Below are 16,712 nucleotides of genomic sequence, written 5' to 3'. Positions count from 1 at the left end.
AAATATTATAGGGTTTAATTTTTTTGAGTTTAATCTAATTAGCGTTTATTGACAATGACAATTCTACAAAAGCAACCTGTTTATCTGGAACAATCTGCCGGTTATATATGGATTAATGGTAAGTTAATTTCCTGCCTTGATGCCAAAATTAATGTTTTAACGCATAGTTTACATTATTCAGGAGCCGTATTTGAAGGAGAAAGAGCTTATAACGGAAAAGTTTTTAAGTTAAGAGAACATACGATAAGGCTAATAAAATCAGCAGAAGCGTTAAAATTACAAGTTCCTTATAGTGTTGATGAAATTATAGAAGGGCACAAATTAGTTATTGAAAAGAATAATATCAAGGATGCTTATATAAGGCCGCTTATCTGGTCTGGGAGTGAGTCAATGAACATTAGTCATGAAAGTTTAAGTGTTAATGTGATGATTGTTGCTATCCCTTCTACATCGCACTTTTCGGTAGAAGGAATAAATGTACATATTAGTCGTTGGCGTAAAGCGCCTCCGGATAGCCTGCCGCCACAATGCAAAGGAGCTGGGCATTATAATATGGCAATAGTGAGTAAAAGAGAAGCTACTACTTTTGGCTATGATGATGCAATTTTACTGGACTTTCGTGGATATATTGCTGAATTTATCAGTAGCAATGTTTTTTTCGTTAAAGATAATACGCTATACACTCCTATAGCCGATACATTTTTAAACGGTATAACTCGCCAGACTATTATAGAAATTGCTAAAAAATTAGGGATAGAAACTAAAGAAGAATATATAAAATTAGAGAATGTAGAAAATTTTATCGAATGTTTTGCTACAGGCACGGCTATTGAAATGCAAAAAATTCGTTCTATAGATTTGGGAAATAAAAAAATAACTTTTAAAGATCATCAAATTACCGATTCTTTAAAAAAAGAATATGATAAATTAGTACGTGAGTGATTAGCATCCAGCATAATGTCATACCGTGGCTTGACCACGATATCCAGAAAAAACATTTAATAAAAAGACTGGATGCCGTGGTCAAGCCACGGTATGACATCGCACTTAATAATAAACTAAATAAAAATAAATAAAATGGATAATATATTTAAAAGGTTAATTACGGCAGTTATAACTCCTTTTAAAAACAATAAATTAGATTTAACATCGCTGGAGAAAATTCTTAAATATCAAATAGATAGTAGTGTTGATGGAATAGTAGTGGCAGGCTCGACGGGTGAGGGCAGTAGTTTAAGTTTTGAAGAATATAAATTATTGCTACACACTAGTAAGGATATCATTAATAAGCGTATCCCAGTAATAGCCGGTTGCTCTTCAAATAATACTGCTTATGCTGTAGAGCTTGCTGCTGAAGCTACAAAAATTGGAGTCGACGGTTTTATGGCTAGCCCGCCCTCTTACTTAAAACCTACACAAGAAGGAATTTATAAACATTTTGAAGCTATCCATGAGGCAAGTAATTTACCAATTATGTTATATTCGGTGCCGAGTAGAACAGGTATGGATTTTACTGATGAAATAATATTCAACCTTGCTAGGCTATCTCGGATTGTAGCTTTAAAAGATGCAGGTATAGATTTGGAAAGACCATTAAGAATTAAAGGATTAATAAAAAAAGATTTTAATCTATTATGCGGTAATGACGATTTAAGCCTTGCATATAATGCTCAAGGCGGAGTAGGGTGTGTATCGGTAGTATCGAATATAATACCTAACTTATGTAAAGAATTACAAAATAAATGGATTAATGGAGATGCTTTAGGTGCGCTTGCAATTCATAGGCAGCTGTTACCCTTGTATAAAGCAGTATCTGCTGAATCCAATCCAATCCCAGTAAAATATGCTGTTTATTATTTAGGTTTATGCGGTGAGGATATACGGCTACCTTTAACTTTAGCAAGTTCTACTACTAAAATACAATTAGAAAAGATCATTAAAAATTTATCATTATGAAGTGTATTGTATAAATCAATAAAAACGTTATCAATTTCATGCCAGCAACGACGAAAATTCAGAAAAATATAGTCATCAGCGTTTTTAATAATTCATATAACAATGCTTTCTTGTATAGCGATGAACTTCAGAATGCCCTACTCCTTTTCCAGTCGTTCATATAATTTATTATTTATTTTGTTGCAATGAATATAAGCAAAATAAAAAAGGATATTGGCCAAACGCATAGCATTATTTATAATGCTATTGCTGTTTTTTATTTATTTTTTAAAGTTTTTAGTAAAGATATTAATGAAGAAAAATTATGCTCATTCTAAAATAATAATTCCAGTATCTACGCAACAATGTTTATAATATATTACAACCATATAAATAAATAATTGAAATTAAAATAAAATTTACTACTATAGGTGTGTTTTTGAAATTATAAATTAATTATAATAATGTTTAATCAAATTAATATTTTAAACCTACTGCTAGTTAGTATTTTTATTTTTTTTATTGCAATAGGCGTTGTAAAATTATGGCGATATGAAAAAATTTTAAAGGAAAAAAACTTAAGGATAATTCAATTTTATCTAGATAAAAAATTTCTTCTTAACCATCTTGTTAAAAATATTGAACATTTTTCACCTCAAAAATACGCTGAGGAATTTTTGAAAAATATTAAATTTTATTTTAATCTAGAGGATATTAGAATAATTTCACAAGAAGAATTACAAAAAGATAAAGAATTAAGTGTGTTATTTAAAAAAGAATTAGAAGATATTATATTATTATCTAAAAAAGAAATAACAACTTTATATCACATATTAAGTAAAGAATCCGATTCTTCTAATCGGTTATATATACATTTACTTAGTAATAAAAATCAACTTAATAAAAAAAACCTTATTTATGTAAAGGCGCCTTATATTTTTAATAAAGACGAAAAAGAGACGCTTGATATTTATATTCACCTAGCCAAAATATTTTTTGAACAAACGCCTTTCACTTAAATTTTGTTCTTAAAGAATATAAGGCTATTTATCCATTTCAGCGAATACCTCTTCCCAAGAGCCGGTAGTTGCTGCTTTGGAATATTCAGTTGATCTATTTTCAAAAAAATTAGTATGCTCAACGCCGTTTAACATTTCATCAAGCCAAGGCAAAGGATTATGATCAACTAAATATATTTCCTTAAGACCAAGCTGCATTAGCCTGCGATCAGCAATATAACGAATATATTGCCTTACTTCTCTCGCCGTTAATCCTTCAATGCCCCCTACCTCAAAAGCAAGCTCGATAAAGGCATCTTCAAAATGCACAATTGTAGCGCAGGCCTCATAAAGACGGCTGCGAAGTTCTTCGGTCCAAACTTCCGGATTTTCCCTAACAAAAGTTTTAAACAACATAATAATGGAATTGGTGTGTAAAGTTTCATCTCTCACCGACCACGCAATAATTTGTCCCATACCTTTCATTTTATTAAAACGTGGAAAATTTAGCATAATGGCAAATGATGCAAATAACTGCAAGCCTTCGGTAAAAGCTCCGAATACCGCTAAAGTAGCCGCAATATCTTCCTTAGTTTCAACGCCGAAACGTTGCATATAATCATACTTGTCTTTCATTTCCTTATATTTAAGAAAAGCCGAATATTCAACTTCCGGCATACCTACCGTATCAAGCAAGTGAGAATAAGCAGCTATATGAACCGTTTCCATGTTAGAAAAAGCCGATAACATCATTAATACTTCCGTCGGCTGAAATACTCTTGAGTAGTGCTTCATATAACAGTTATTTACTTCAATATCTGCCTGCGTAAAAAAGCGAAATATCTGAGTTAATAAATGCTTCTCACCCGGAGTTAAATTATATTTCCAATCCTTAACGTCATCGGCAAGCGGTACTTCTTCAGGCAACCAGTGGATTTTTTGCTGAGTATGCCAGGCTTCATATGCCCACGGGTAGGAAAATGGCTTGTAAATCGGGCTTGCATCAAGTAATGACATATATTTCCTTTTATTTGTTCTTTAATTTTTCTATTTGTTTTGTAGTTCCTGATATTATATCTATATCTTCAGGTAATAAGTTTCTTGTTACTTTTCTGCCTCTCTCTTTTTTTTCTTAGTAATAACTACTTTTATGTTCTCTTGAGAGAGGCAAATCTATGTATTGTTTCATATATCTAATCTTGGAGTTTCTCTATTTCTTCTGTAGATAATCCTGTAAATTCTGCTATTTGTTTGACAGATTTACCTTGTTTTATCATCATTCCTATTAATTCTGCTTTCCCTTCAATTTTTCCTTCAACTTTCCCCTCTTCTTTCCCCTCTTTATACTTATTTCTTTGATTTAACTCCTCTGTTTGAGCAAATAACATTGCTTTAATATAGCTATCATATTCGCCTTCACTCCAGTTAAATTGTTCAATAGTTGTATAAGCCGAAAGTACGATTTCATCTTTCGTATGTTTTGGTGGTTCTTTTGCTCTATCAAATTTAGCCATCATATATAGCCAATCATCTTCTATTGTTTCAAGTTCCTCTGCTTCCTTGGTAAATTTATCTAATTCGACAAATACGTATGATAGGCATTTGAGTTGATTTTGACCATTACCCACATTAATAGTCTGGTGATAACTAATACATTCTTTTTCTTCTGGTAATGCCTGAAATCCGGAAGTAATGACTACCATCACTACCGGCGCCAAATCGGCATATTCTTTACCTCTTTTTAATTGTGAAGAAAATGCTACACAACCATAAAACTGAACTCTTGCTAAAAAAGCGTCAGCATAGCCATTTTGCATTTCAACGATATAGACATTACCTGAACTATCTCTTACTTTGACATCTACAATACTTCTTTTATTTTGACCTAAATCCGGTACCTGCTCATTTGAAATATATTCAAGCCCGATGATTTTTAAATTATCTGGCAATCTCATAATACTATTTAAAAAGCTCATTAAACGAGCGCTATCGCTAAACAGTTTTTTAAATGCTATATCATTTGTTGGATCTAAATATCTTTGCATATAGTTATTTTTATATACTATTATAAAATGAAGAGTTGTGCACGAAGAACTAATTTCAGTAAAGAACAGAGTGCCTTTAATCCGAAGAGTGAAGCGTATAATTTACCGCAGGATTTAACAAAGCAACGCTAATTTTTGAAGTCTATTACTGACAAGCTAAACATTCGTCATATTTATCCGCTTCTTCTTTAATTTTTTTATTATCCTTTTCAATATCTTTAAAGTCAACTTTAAGCACGCTGTGTGAAACCTTATCTGCTCTTTGGATTGAAGTTGAACGGCAATAATATAAACTTTTTACACCTTTTTTCCAGGCTTTAAAATGAATATTATTTAAATAATGTTTACTAACGTTACCGGGAAGAAACACATTTAAAGACTGAGCTTGTGAAATGTGCGGCGTTCTATCTGCGGCTAACTCAATAAGCCAATTCTGATCTATCTCATATGCAGTTTTAAAAACTTCTTTTTCTTCATCTGATAAAAATGTTAAATGCTGCACTGATCCTTCATGCGTGGCAATTGAAGACCAAACCTGTTCATTATTAAAACTTTTTTCTATTAGGAGCTTTTCTAAATGCTTATTACGCACATTAAAAGAACCGGTTAAAGTTTTTTGAATAAAGCTATTAGCGGCAAATGGTTCAATTCCAGGAGAAGCATTACCGGCAATCACCGAAATTGAAGCAGTTGGCGCGATTGCTGTTTTATTACTAAATCGTTCTTTACTCCCTACCTCCTTCGCATCAGGGCAAGCTCCTTTTTCTTCTCCGAGTGCTATTGAGGCTTTATCTGCTTCCTTACCTATATGCTCAAATATTTTTTTATTCCAGACTTTTGCCATTACTGACTCGATCGGTACCTTTTTTAATTGTAAAAAGGAATGAAATCCCATCACACCTAGCCCAACGCTACGTTCACGCTGCGCTGAATATTTTGCTCGTGCCATGGTGGTTGGAGCTTTATTTATAAAATCTTCTAAAACATTATCAAGAAATAGCATAATAGCCGGGATAAATTCTTTATCATCTTTCCATTCTTCAAAATATTCTAAATTTAATGATGATAGACAACAAACTGCAGTTCTAGCTTTCCCTAAATGATCAATTCCCGTCGGTAAAGTAATTTCACTACAAAGATTCGACATCTTAACTTGTAGTCCTAACTTTTTATGATGTTCCGGTATAGACTTATTAACACTATCGATAAATAATAAATACGGTTCACCGGTTTCTATTCTGGTAGTTAATAATTTAATCCATAAATCCCTAGCTCTAACTTTGTTGACAACCTTTTTAGTAGCAGGGCTAATAAGCTCAAAATCCTTATCATGCTCAACAGCTTTCATAAACTCATCGGTTACGGCTATACCGTGATGAATATTGAGAGCTTTACGATTAATATCACCACCAGTTGGGCGTCTTATATCAATAAACTCCTCAATTTCAGGATGATTAATAGGTAAATATACTGCAGATGAACCACGTCTAATAGAGCCTTGCGAAATAGCAAGAGTCATAGAGTCCATAACTTTAATAAATGGTATAATTCCTGAAGAGTTACCTTTACCACTAATAACTTCATTAATAGAGCGAACATTTCCCCAGTAACTACCGATCCCGCCGCCGCGTGATGCTAGCCAAACATTTTCCGTCCATAAATCTACTATATCGTCTAAACTATCATCCGTTTCATTTAAAAAGCATGAAATAGGTAATCCTCTATCCGTTCCGCCGTTACTCAAAATTGGTGTTGCTGGCATAAACCACATCCGACTCATATAACCGTATAATTGCTGAGCATGTTCTTTATTTGCAGCATAATAACTTGCAACTCTGGCAAACAAATCTTGAAAATTTTCACCTTTCAAAAGATAGCGATCTTTTAAAACGGCTTTACCGAAAGGAGTAAGCAGATTATCGTTATTAAGGTCAATATTTATAAGAAATTTAGCTTTTGCGGGTGTGGTCATTATATGTACTTAAGATATATTGATTAAATTTAGTAATAGAGATTATATATTTTTGTTTTTATTTATTGTTGCATGGTTACCGGAATTGTCATTGCGAGGAGGCACATCGTGCCGACGCGGCAATCTTATTGAAGTTGGCTGGATTGCTTCGCTTTGCTCGCAATGACAATGTTTTTTACTAGCGTTTCCAGTGCCTGCGATAACGCTCTGTTTTCGTAAAGATAACATCGAAAATTTTAATACAAAAATATACCCTTAGTAGACACGAGAATGGTATTTTATTCAATATAAATATTTAAGATTATAGCAGATTTTTCTCTTGACAGTAAGGCTACCCGCATGAGTATTACGATGTCATTCCCGCGCAGGCGGGAATCCAGAAAAATACTTTTAAGTCATGTTGAACTTGATCCAGTATTTCATACAAAATATCCTAAAACAAGTGGATTAATGTCAAAGAAAAAGACTGGATTCCCGTTTTCACGGGAATGACATTATTACAACGTTCATACAGTAGGGGATCAAAGAATTAGATGACAAAATACTTATAATCCTCGCTTGGTAATTGTTTTTTTAAACAGCAATATTTGTAGCAACTGAATTAGCATTACTTACTAAAGCAAATTTTAATACTTGATCAATATTAGAAACTGGTAAAATCTTAAGACTGTTTTTTATGTTTTGTGGAATATCTTTTAAATCTTTAACATTTTCTTCCGGAATTAATACGGTAGTAATACCTCCGCGGCTAGCAGCAAGTAATTTTTCTTTAAGTCCTCCAATCGGCAAAACATTTCCTCTTAAAGTAATTTCTCCCGTCATTGCAACAGTACGGTGAACGGGTATTTTAGTCATTAACGATACGATAGTGGTAAATAAAGCACAGCCTGCCGATGGCCCGTCTTTAGGAATAGCACCGGCCGGAACATGAATATGAATATCTAAATCTTTATAGTCTTCATATTTTAAACCAAAACTGTCTGCTCGACTACGAAAGCAACTATAAGCAGCTGAGGCTGATTCTTTCATTACATCCCCAAGCTTACCTGTAGTTTTAACTTCGCCTTTTCCTGGAAATGCTAACGCTTCTATGGTTAAAAGTTCACCCCCCACTTCAGTATAGGCAAGGCCAGTAGTAGCTCCTATTTGATTTTCCTTTTCAGCGAGCCCAAAATTATATTTTCTAACCCCTAGATATTCTTCAAGATTTACTTTATTTATATCTACATGTTTAATAGTTTTATCAGATAAAATTTGTTTAAGGGCTTTTCGAGTCAATGCTCCTATTTCTCTCTCTAAAGCTCTTACACCGGATTCTTTAGTGTAATATCTAATTAAATCTAAAATAACTTCATCGGTGATGTTAATTTCATCTTTCTTAATTTTATGCATTTTAAATTGTTTAGGTATCAAGTAATTTTTAGCAATTTGTATTTTTTCTTCTTCTACATAACCGGAAATATCAATAATCTCCATTCTATCTCTTAAAGCTCTTGGCAAATTATAAGAATTGGCAGTAGCAATAAACATAACATTTGAAAGGTCATATTCTACTTCTAGATAGTGATCGACAAAATGACTGTTTTGCTCAGGATCTAATAGCTCGAGTAAAGCAGATGCCGGATCGCCTCTAAAATCAGAACCCATTTTATCAATTTCATCTAATAACATTACTGGATTACTGGTTTTAACTTTTTTTATTAAATTAATCGGTTTACCAGGCATGGAGCCGAGATATGTTTTCCGGTGTCCTCTAATTTCCGCTTCATCTCTAACACCGCCTAAAGCAAGTTTAGTGTATTTTCTATTCATTCCTTCAGCGATAGATTTTACTAACGAAGTTTTGCCGACTCCAGGCGGCCCTATTAAACATAATATTGGTCCTTTAATTTTTTGGGAACGCTCAAGTACCGCCAGATATTCAATAATTCGTTCTTTAACTTTTTCAAGCCCGAAATGATCGCGATCTAAAATTTTTACCGCCTGATTAATATTAATTTTAGTTTGATCGTATTTCCCCCAAGGTAAACTAAGTAAAATATCCAGGTAATTTCGTGTTACCGAAGATTCAGCGGACATTTGATTCATCATCTTTAATTTTTTTAATTCAGCTTCGGCTTTTTCTTTTGCTTCTTTGGAAAGTTTTAAAACTTTAATTTTCTTTTCAATTTGTGAAAGTTCCGATTTATCTTCGTCTAACTCTTTTTGAATTGCTTTCATTTGCTCGTGCAAATAATAATCGCGCTGAGTTTTTTCAATTTGTTTTTTTACTCGTTGTTGCAATGCCTGCTCAGTTTCTGAATGTACTAAATTAGAACTAAGTATTCCTATAATCGTGGTAATACGTTTAAAAGGACTTATTTCTTCTAGTAAACTTTGCTTGGCGTCAAGTGAAGTAATTAGATGCGAAGCTAAAATATTAATTATATTAAGAAAATTAGAGCTATCTTTTATCTCTTTACTTATTGCCTCAATAATTTCAGTATTAATTTTTTTATTAGTAACGGCATATTGAGTAAATAAACGAACGGCGTTATCTACTAGTTCCCGCATATTAGTGGCATCAAATATTTCTTCATCAGGCATAATTTTATAATCGGCTTCAAATGCCTCCTCACCAAAGATATTAGATAATTTTACTCTGGCAATTGCTTCAATAAGAATTTTTGCTGTATTATTTGGTAATTTTACCACTTGAATAACTTTGGCAAGCACCCCTATATTATGAAGGTCTCTTTTATCTGGCACAGCTTGGTCGGTCTTTTTCTGAAGAGATAATAAAATATATTTACTATTATCTTCTTCGGCAATCGTAGTGTTAGATAAAGCCTGAAGAGATTTTTGTCTTCCTACAAAAACAGGAGCGATAATTCCGGGGAATATTACTATATCTCGTAACGCCATTAACGGCAGAGTTTTTTTACTCATTATTTAAAACCTTAAATTTTTATAGAGTTTAAGTTGGTTGTTAAGTATATAATATAGTGTCACTTTCATTTCAAGCTACGGAACATTAATATATGAATTTATTACTTTCTCCTGAAACAATAGCAATAGCGCATAATAGAGTAAAACAATATCTGCATTTAACGCCAATAATTCAGTCGGAAACTTTAAATGAAATGCTTGGACATGATATTTTTTTTAAAATTGAATCACTACAGAAAACGGGCGCTTTTAAAGTTAGAGGAGTATTAAATCATTTATTAGAATTAAAGGATCAGGGGAAATTACCAGGTAAAATAGTAGGGTATAGTACCGGTAATCACGGAATAGGGCTTGCTTGGGTAGCACAATTACTTAACGTGCAAGCTAGAATTTATTTACCGCAAAATACTTCAAAAGTTAAGCAACAAGCGGCAAAGCATTATGGCGGGGAAGTAATATTTACGAAAACAAGACAAGAAGCGGAAGAGAGGGCAAAAGAAGATATAAAAAACGGTTTTTATTATTTGCATCCTTCAGATAGTGATTCAACTATTGCTGGTGCAGGTACCATGTGTTACGAAGCTTTGCAGCAATTAGGTTTTGCTCCTGATGCTATTTTTGCTTCTTGCGGAGGAGGGGGATTAATAGCCGGTTCATACCTGGCCAAAGAATTGCTCTCACCCTCGAGTTTAATTATCGGTTCTGAGCCCAAGGAAGCAAAGGATGCTTTCCTATCACTTGAAAATAACTCAATATATAAATTTGCTGAATCGCCTAATACTATTGCTGATGGTCTTAGAACCTTAAGTATTTCGCCGCGTACTTTTACTTATTTAAAAAAGATCGATAAATTATTTTTAGCCGATGAATACGGAATATATTACTGGACTGCCTGGCTCAATCATTTACTAAAAGTTGTATGCGAGCCGTCAAGTGCAATAAATATGGTAGGAGTAGTAGAATGGTTAAAAACTCAGGGAAGTCAGAAGAAAATATTAGTATTAATATCCGGCGGTAATATCGATCCAGTACTTTATAACGAACTTTCAAAGGAAAAATATCTTTCAATTTTGCCGAATTTATATCGTGCTAGTTCAAACGGGAATGATATAAATAATTCGATATAATCAAGAAGTATACAAACGTTGTTTTAGGCTTACCAAACTCGTCATGATTAATGGCTTGTATCCCATATAAGTATCAGATTTCTATTATCCTTACCTGGCGTTTGTAGGGTTAAAATTTATGTGCTTAATATAATTTAAAAGGTACTTCCTGGATAACGCTATCGTGGGTAACGCCCTCCATACCTTCCCTAGCGATAGGAATTTTTAAAGCATTTTGCTTCGTTTTGAGAATTATGAGCCTGGAAAGGCTATAGGTATAGGGATTCTAACTTAACCGATAAGAGCAAAAAGCGAAATATGCTACTACCTTATTTTGCAGTAGCATAGAAGTATAAAGCGATTAAACTTCAAACTATTGAGCATATTCATTATGCTTTCCTAAAGCAATGCTATCTTGATTAGAGCTTACCTGATATGAAATTAAAAAATCTTTCGCTTCCTGAGAAACATATTGCATATTTTGCGGTTGTTCACCTCTAGAATTTTCTATATTACGAGATGCACCATTATCTAATAATACTTTCATCTTATCTATACATTCTATAAAATTATATGGACTTCTAGATGCAGCGCTATGTAAAGCAGTATAACCGTAATTATTTTGCTGATCAATATTTGCTCCTTGCTTAATTAAATATGGAATAACTTCTTTGAAATTTGGATTATGTAAAGCATGTTGTATAAACCCTATTCCACATTCATCTTGAGCTTGTATGTTTATTTTGTTATTAACAAAATATTCTTTTATTTCATCTAAACTAAGTGAAGTTATATTATCAAGTAGTTTATAGCTTATAACATTATCAAGTAATTCTTCAGTAAAAATATTTTTAAGTTGATCTTTCTGGGAATCAATAAAATAAACTAAGTCCCTTAATAATTCTAATGGTCTCATAAGTAACCTTTGAATTTAAATTTGCTAAATTATAAATACTACTAATAAATTAATAAGTAAACTATTTTTTATTGCAATGGGTTGAAGATTATAGTATTACCAATATAATTCTTAAGAAAATTCTAAAATATTAACTTGATTATTAATAATTTGTGATGTATTCATATTTTATATAAATATAAGTACCTTAATGCTTCCAGAAAATAATACTCAAATAAATCAAAATTCAGATTATCTGGACGATATTTTAAATTCAACCTCGCCTATGACAGCAGACGATATATTTCCTGTATTTTACAACTTTAAAAACTATAATAAAACTGGCAAAATAAAGTTACTTCTAGAAAAAGCTCTTGATCAAGGTATTGACTCTAATACTCCAAATTTTATAGGTAAAACTTTTCTAGAATATGCTTGTTCAAATTCTGCAGTTGAGATAGTACAATTTTTACTAGAGAAAGGAGCCAATCCTAATCTTGGTCATAGTATTTTATGTCAATTAGCTACAGCTAACTCTTCTGTAGAAAACGTTGATGTTATAAATCTTTTACTTAAATATGGTGCTTCAACAGAATTTAAAAGTGAATCGGGTTTGACCCCTATTCAAGTAGCTACTAAATATGGATACACTAAAATAGTAAAATTACTGACACAATATGGAGCAAATACTGAAGTAATCACTCCTATTAATAAAGTTTTTTCATATTCAAAAAATTTACAAGGATTAGCAAATAAAACTAAAGTACAAATTTTACTGAAGCTTATGGAAGCATATAAATGTAATGATTTTTGTATAATAAAAGATTATACGTTTAGGAGCTGTATAAAAGAATTTGTAGATTGGCAGTTATCAATAACCCCTGAAAATTCTAGATTTTTTTCCACCCATTTAAATAAATTAGGTAGTTTTAGAGAATCTCTAAAAGCTAAATACGAAAATTTAAATTCTAGGCTTGCTATACATATAAGTAGCAATGGGAAAAAAAGTGAAAAAGATCTCATAGAAAATGATATTATACTTATAGATGATAACATTCAAAAATTAAATAATCATATAGCTTCTTATGATACTTTAAAAAGTTTACTGATATCTAATATTATTAAAAACCCTAAATATAGTAAAGACTACATACATGATAAAAACTTACCTGATCAGTTAATAAATGAAATTGAAAACTGGAAACCTAAGTTAGTAGGTGAAATAGTTGAAGCTACAGCTGAACCAGCTTAAATTTTTTCTACAAAGCATAATGGCAAAATGCCACTTTTCCTTAGACCGTGAGCCTTATTAACTACAAACTATCCGATATAGCTAAAGCGTTAAGTTTAACTACTCGTCGTGTTCAGCAGCTAGTTAAATCTAACAATAATCAGGAAAATAGCGAGAACTATAAACCTGAAGATACTTAATATGCCAACATTTTTTTTGAATAATGCCTATTTACTTTCCTTGATTGAGGTTAATTAGTATGTTATGTTTTAACTTATAAAAATTTATCATAAATTAATTATGCCACAAATTTATTTTAACGGGCCTGCTGGAAGAATTGAAGGAGTCTATACTAAGTCTGCAGATCCGGCGGCTCCCCTTGCTTTGGTTTTACATCCTCATCCGTTATATGAGGGAACTATGAATAATAAAATAGTTTATAACTCATACAGAATTTTAGCCGATAACGGTTTTACGGTACTACGAATTAATTTTAGAGGGGTGGGGCGTTCCCAGGGTAAATTTGATAATGGAGTAGGTGAGGTAATTGATGCCGCAACCGCTCTTGATTGGCTTCAGCAAAATAACCCTAATAGCGGTGTTAATTTAATATTAGGGTTTTCATTCGGTGCATGGATAGCTATGCAATTAGTAATGCGTCGCCCTGAAATAAATTATTTTATTGCCATATCACCCCCAGTAAATAAATATGATTTTTCTTTTTTATCGCCGTGTCCTATTCCGGGTTTTATATTACAAGGCGATAATGATAGTATCGTGTCGGTTGATGAAGTACGTAAATTAGCAAATAAATTATCTAAGCAACAATCACATATAAAGGTTGATTATAAAATAATAACTGGAGCAGACCATTTTTTTCGTTATAAAACCGATGAATTTACGGCCGCAATGAATAAATATTTAAAATCACTAGATACTAATACACATTACCAAAACGCTAATAATAACAAAAATGCCAATAAAAACTCAAATAAATTATTTTTGTATTGATAGGAATATACTTGATGTTATTCTTGTTCAGCATGATTGCATAGATAGGTTATGTTCTATGTTATTCCCGGGGAGGCGCCTTGTTGCGTAGATTGGTAAAAACGCTTCCAATGTCATTCCCGCCTCCGCGGGAATCCAGAAAATTATAATCTTCTTGAATTTATTTTAGAATATTTTACAGAAGATGCTGAATCAAGTTCAACATGACAAAGAGAGACTGGATTCCCGTTTTCACGGGAATGACAGCGAATATGCTTAACTATTTCTTACACAAGTAATAACTCCTTATAAGGACGATACTACTATCAAAACATTCTATAAATTTCTAAATTATCTACCTTAATTCTTTTAAATAAATATAAATTATATTATAATTCATAGAGTCATTTATAAATGGCATTAAATAAAAAATTATAAGTTATAAAATAATGATTAATATTACCTTTCCTGATGGAAATTCTAGGCAATTTGAAAAAAATATTAGTGCTTTTGAAGTGGCAAATAAAATTTCTACTTCTTTAGCAAAACAGGCAATGATTGTCGAAATAGATAATGAGCTAAAAGATTTAAGTACTATAATCAATACTGACTGTAAAGTAAGAATTTTGACTGTTAAAGATCCTGAATGTCTTGAGATAATAAGGCACGATGCAGCGCATTTAACAGCTGAAGCGGTAAAGGAATTATTTCCGGAAACTGAAGTAACTATCGGTCCTGCCATAGAAAATGGTTTTTATTATGATTTTGCTAGAGATAAACCGTTTACTACGGAAGACCTGATAAAAATAGAAGCTAAAATGCAAGAAATTGTTAAAAGGAATGAGCCTGTTGTTCGTGAGCTATGGGATCGCGATAAGGCAGTAGAGTTTTTTAAATCAATAGGTGAGGATTATAAAGCAGAAATTATTGCTTCAATTCCAAGTGATGAACCTATAAGTCTTTATAAGCAAGGTAATTTTATTGATTTATGTCGTGGTCCGCATGCTCCTTCAACGGGTTTTGTCAAGCATTTTAAGTTAATGAAGGTGGCAGGGGCTTATTGGCGCGGTGATAGTCGTAATCCGATGTTACAGCGTATTTACGGCACTGCGTGGGCAACAAAAGAACAGCTAGATAGCTATCTTTATATGCTGGAAGAGGCAGAAAAGCGCGATCATAGAAAGCTAGGGAAAGAGTTAAATTTATTTCATTTTCAAGAAGAAGCGCAAGGAATGGTATTCTGGCATGATAAAGGTTGGAGTATATACCGGAGCGTTGAAGAATATATTAGAAAAAAGATTCGTAAAAACGGCTATACTGAAGTAAAAACTCCTGTTTTAGTTGATAAGAGCCTATGGGAAGCTTCCGGACATTGGGAGAAATTTAGAGAAGATATGTTTGCTTTAGAAGTAGAAGATAAAACTTTAGCTTTAAAGCCGATGAATTGCCCTTGCCACGTACAAATTTTTAAGCAGGGTATTAAAAGCTATCGTGATTTACCTTTGCGTATGTCGGAGTTCGGTTTGTGTCATAGGAATGAAGCATCTGGAGCTTTGCACGGACTTATGAGAGTTCGAGCCTTAGTACAAGATGATGCTCATATTTTTTGTACTGAGGAGCAAATTACTAGTGAAACAGTAAGTTTTTGTAAGTTACTAACCGAAGTTTATAAAGATTTCGGTTTCACCGAATTTAAAATTAAATTTTCGGATCGTCCTGCAGTTCGTGCCGGTAGTGATGAAGTTTGGGACAAAGCAGAAAATGCTTTAAAAGAAGCGGTAAAAGAGGCGCACTACTCATATACTCTAAATCCGGGGGATGGAGCATTTTATGGCCCGAAGCTTGAATTTGTCTTAACTGACGCAATTGGTCGTGAATGGCAATGCGGTACTTTGCAAGTTGATTTTGTATTACCGGAGCGTTTGGATGCTAATTATATTGCCGCAAGTGGTGAAAAGAAAAGACCGGTTATGCTTCATCGAGCAATCCTCGGTTCACTTGAGCGATTTATCGGTATTTTAATTGAAGAATATGCGGGTCGTTTTCCTTTATGGCTTGCACCTATTCAAGTTGCTATTGCAACCATTACCAGCGATTTAAATGACTATGCTTTAAAAGTACAAAAAGCTTTAATTGAGAATGGCGTAAGAACGGATATTAATATATCACCAGATAAAATTAATTATAAGATACGTGAGTTTTCTAATCAAAAAGTGCCATTAATCGCTGTACTAGGTAAGCAGGAAATGGAAAATAATACGATAACGATCAGAAGGCTAGGCGTAGAAGCTCAGGAAGTTTTGACCATAGAGCAGTTAGTGCAGTTAGTAAAAGATGAGAATACTAAATATTTGGGATATTAATAACCACAGTTGGGCAATAATAACCACAAAATAAGTTGCTTTTTTATTGAAATGCGGTTAAAATTCCGCAAGGTTTTAGGCTAGGTAGCAAAGTGGTAATGCGGTTGACTGCAAATCTTCTATGCGCCGGTTCGATTCCGGCCCTGGCCTCCACTTAATTATCGTGTGGTTACTGGAATTGATTATGCACGGTATCCAAAAGCCTTAATACAAAAAAACTGGATATCGTGGACAAGCCACGGTATGACC

The 16,712-nt window shown here is 32.9% G+C and carries 13 protein-coding genes and 1 tRNA gene; 9 read left to right on the top strand and 5 right to left on the bottom strand.

Annotated elements, in window-relative coordinates:
* The first annotated feature begins 54 nt into the window (after positions 1–54).
* From OTR29_RS05060 to OTR29_RS05050, 3 genes are all read left to right on the top strand, one after another.
* Positions 55–942: a branched-chain amino acid transaminase gene (locus tag OTR29_RS05060; RefSeq protein ID WP_422229650.1), complete on the top strand. Its 888-nt coding sequence runs from the start codon at positions 55–57 to the stop codon at positions 940–942.
* A gap of 135 nt (positions 943–1,077) precedes the next feature.
* A complete protein-coding gene (dapA, locus tag OTR29_RS05055; protein WP_422229648.1) occupies positions 1,078–1,956 on the top strand; it encodes a 4-hydroxy-tetrahydrodipicolinate synthase in 879 nt (292 codons plus the stop codon).
* 443 nt (positions 1,957–2,399) lie between these two features.
* The gene (locus OTR29_RS05050; RefSeq protein WP_422229646.1) at positions 2,400–2,954 is read left to right on the top strand and encodes a hypothetical protein; all 555 of its coding nucleotides are present in this window, start codon (positions 2,400–2,402) and stop codon (positions 2,952–2,954) included.
* Between the two features lie 24 nt (positions 2,955–2,978).
* Here OTR29_RS05050 and OTR29_RS05045 read toward each other — a convergent pair whose 3' ends face one another.
* The 4 genes from OTR29_RS05045 to lon form a co-directional block, all read right to left on the bottom strand.
* Positions 2,979–3,950, bottom strand: a complete 972-nt coding sequence (locus OTR29_RS05045) for a ribonucleotide-diphosphate reductase subunit beta (protein WP_422229644.1) — start codon at positions 3,948–3,950, stop codon at positions 2,979–2,981.
* A gap of 176 nt (positions 3,951–4,126) precedes the next feature.
* Positions 4,127–4,978, bottom strand: coding sequence for an Rpn family recombination-promoting nuclease/putative transposase (locus OTR29_RS05040; RefSeq protein ID WP_422229642.1), 852 nt, complete (start codon positions 4,976–4,978; stop codon positions 4,127–4,129).
* A 145-nt stretch (positions 4,979–5,123) separates the two neighbouring features.
* A complete protein-coding gene (locus OTR29_RS05035; RefSeq protein WP_422229640.1) occupies positions 5,124–6,950 on the bottom strand; it encodes a ribonucleoside-diphosphate reductase subunit alpha in 1,827 nt (608 codons plus the stop codon).
* A gap of 573 nt (positions 6,951–7,523) precedes the next feature.
* Positions 7,524–9,878 carry an endopeptidase La gene (lon, locus tag OTR29_RS05030; protein ID WP_422229638.1) on the bottom strand — a complete coding sequence of 785 codons (2,355 nt, stop codon included), beginning with the start codon at positions 9,876–9,878 and terminating at the stop codon, positions 7,524–7,526.
* A 92-nt stretch (positions 9,879–9,970) separates the two neighbouring features.
* On the opposite strand from lon, the gene OTR29_RS05025 reads away from it, so the two are divergent.
* Positions 9,971–11,005, top strand: a complete 1,035-nt coding sequence (locus OTR29_RS05025) for a serine/threonine dehydratase (protein WP_422229636.1) — start codon at positions 9,971–9,973, stop codon at positions 11,003–11,005.
* Between the two features lie 352 nt (positions 11,006–11,357).
* Here the strand turns inward: OTR29_RS05025 and OTR29_RS05020 are convergent, their stop codons facing one another.
* Complete coding sequence (locus OTR29_RS05020; RefSeq protein WP_422229634.1) at positions 11,358–11,900, bottom strand: ankyrin repeat domain-containing protein; 543 nt, start codon at positions 11,898–11,900, stop codon at positions 11,358–11,360.
* A 190-nt stretch (positions 11,901–12,090) separates the two neighbouring features.
* Here OTR29_RS05020 and OTR29_RS05015 point away from each other — a divergent pair, with 190 nt between their 5' ends.
* The 5 genes from OTR29_RS05015 to OTR29_RS04995 all read left to right on the top strand — a co-directional run bounded on the left by OTR29_RS05015 (position 12,091) and on the right by OTR29_RS04995 (position 16,616).
* Positions 12,091–13,131, top strand: coding sequence for an ankyrin repeat domain-containing protein (locus OTR29_RS05015; protein ID WP_422229633.1), 1,041 nt, complete (start codon positions 12,091–12,093; stop codon positions 13,129–13,131).
* Between the two features lie 47 nt (positions 13,132–13,178).
* Positions 13,179–13,310: a hypothetical protein gene (locus OTR29_RS05010; RefSeq protein WP_422229631.1), complete on the top strand. Its 132-nt coding sequence runs from the start codon at positions 13,179–13,181 to the stop codon at positions 13,308–13,310.
* A gap of 100 nt (positions 13,311–13,410) precedes the next feature.
* Positions 13,411–14,121 carry an alpha/beta hydrolase gene (locus OTR29_RS05005; RefSeq protein WP_422229629.1) on the top strand — a complete coding sequence of 237 codons (711 nt, stop codon included), beginning with the start codon at positions 13,411–13,413 and terminating at the stop codon, positions 14,119–14,121.
* Between the two features lie 428 nt (positions 14,122–14,549).
* Positions 14,550–16,463 carry a threonine--tRNA ligase gene (thrS, locus tag OTR29_RS05000; RefSeq protein ID WP_422229627.1) on the top strand — a complete coding sequence of 638 codons (1,914 nt, stop codon included), beginning with the start codon at positions 14,550–14,552 and terminating at the stop codon, positions 16,461–16,463.
* 78 nt (positions 16,464–16,541) lie between these two features.
* Positions 16,542–16,616: transfer RNA gene (locus tag OTR29_RS04995), tRNA-Cys, on the top strand.
* Positions 16,617–16,712: the final 96 nt, after the last annotated feature.

Origin of the sequence: Rickettsia endosymbiont of Halotydeus destructor (genome assembly GCF_049278075.1) — a bacterium.
Lineage (GTDB): Bacteria > Pseudomonadota > Alphaproteobacteria > Rickettsiales > Rickettsiaceae > Rickettsia.
The sequence above is the reverse complement of the archived record's forward strand: the minus strand, read 5'-3'. Positions and strand labels throughout refer to the sequence as shown.

Excerpts from the sequence above, each read along its gene's own strand:
- OTR29_RS05060 (WP_422229650.1), top strand. The coding sequence starts at position 55 with ATGACAATTCTACAAAAGCAACCTGTTTATCTGGAACAATCTGCCGGT.
- dapA (WP_422229648.1), top strand. The coding sequence starts at position 1,078 with ATGGATAATATATTTAAAAGGTTAATTACGGCAGTTATAACTCCTTTT.
- OTR29_RS05050 (WP_422229646.1), top strand. The coding sequence starts at position 2,400 with ATGTTTAATCAAATTAATATTTTAAACCTACTGCTAGTTAGTATTTTT.
- OTR29_RS05045 (WP_422229644.1), bottom strand. The coding sequence starts at position 3,950 with ATGTCATTACTTGATGCAAGCCCGATTTACAAGCCATTTTCCTACCCG.
- OTR29_RS05040 (WP_422229642.1), bottom strand. The coding sequence starts at position 4,978 with ATGCAAAGATATTTAGATCCAACAAATGATATAGCATTTAAAAAACTG.
- OTR29_RS05035 (WP_422229640.1), bottom strand. The coding sequence starts at position 6,950 with ATGACCACACCCGCAAAAGCTAAATTTCTTATAAATATTGACCTTAAT.
- lon (WP_422229638.1), bottom strand. The coding sequence starts at position 9,878 with ATGAGTAAAAAAACTCTGCCGTTAATGGCGTTACGAGATATAGTAATA.
- OTR29_RS05025 (WP_422229636.1), top strand. The coding sequence starts at position 9,971 with ATGAATTTATTACTTTCTCCTGAAACAATAGCAATAGCGCATAATAGA.
- OTR29_RS05020 (WP_422229634.1), bottom strand. The coding sequence starts at position 11,900 with ATGAGACCATTAGAATTATTAAGGGACTTAGTTTATTTTATTGATTCC.
- OTR29_RS05015 (WP_422229633.1), top strand. The coding sequence starts at position 12,091 with ATGCTTCCAGAAAATAATACTCAAATAAATCAAAATTCAGATTATCTG.
- OTR29_RS05005 (WP_422229629.1), top strand. The coding sequence starts at position 13,411 with ATGCCACAAATTTATTTTAACGGGCCTGCTGGAAGAATTGAAGGAGTC.
- thrS (WP_422229627.1), top strand. The coding sequence starts at position 14,550 with ATGATTAATATTACCTTTCCTGATGGAAATTCTAGGCAATTTGAAAAA.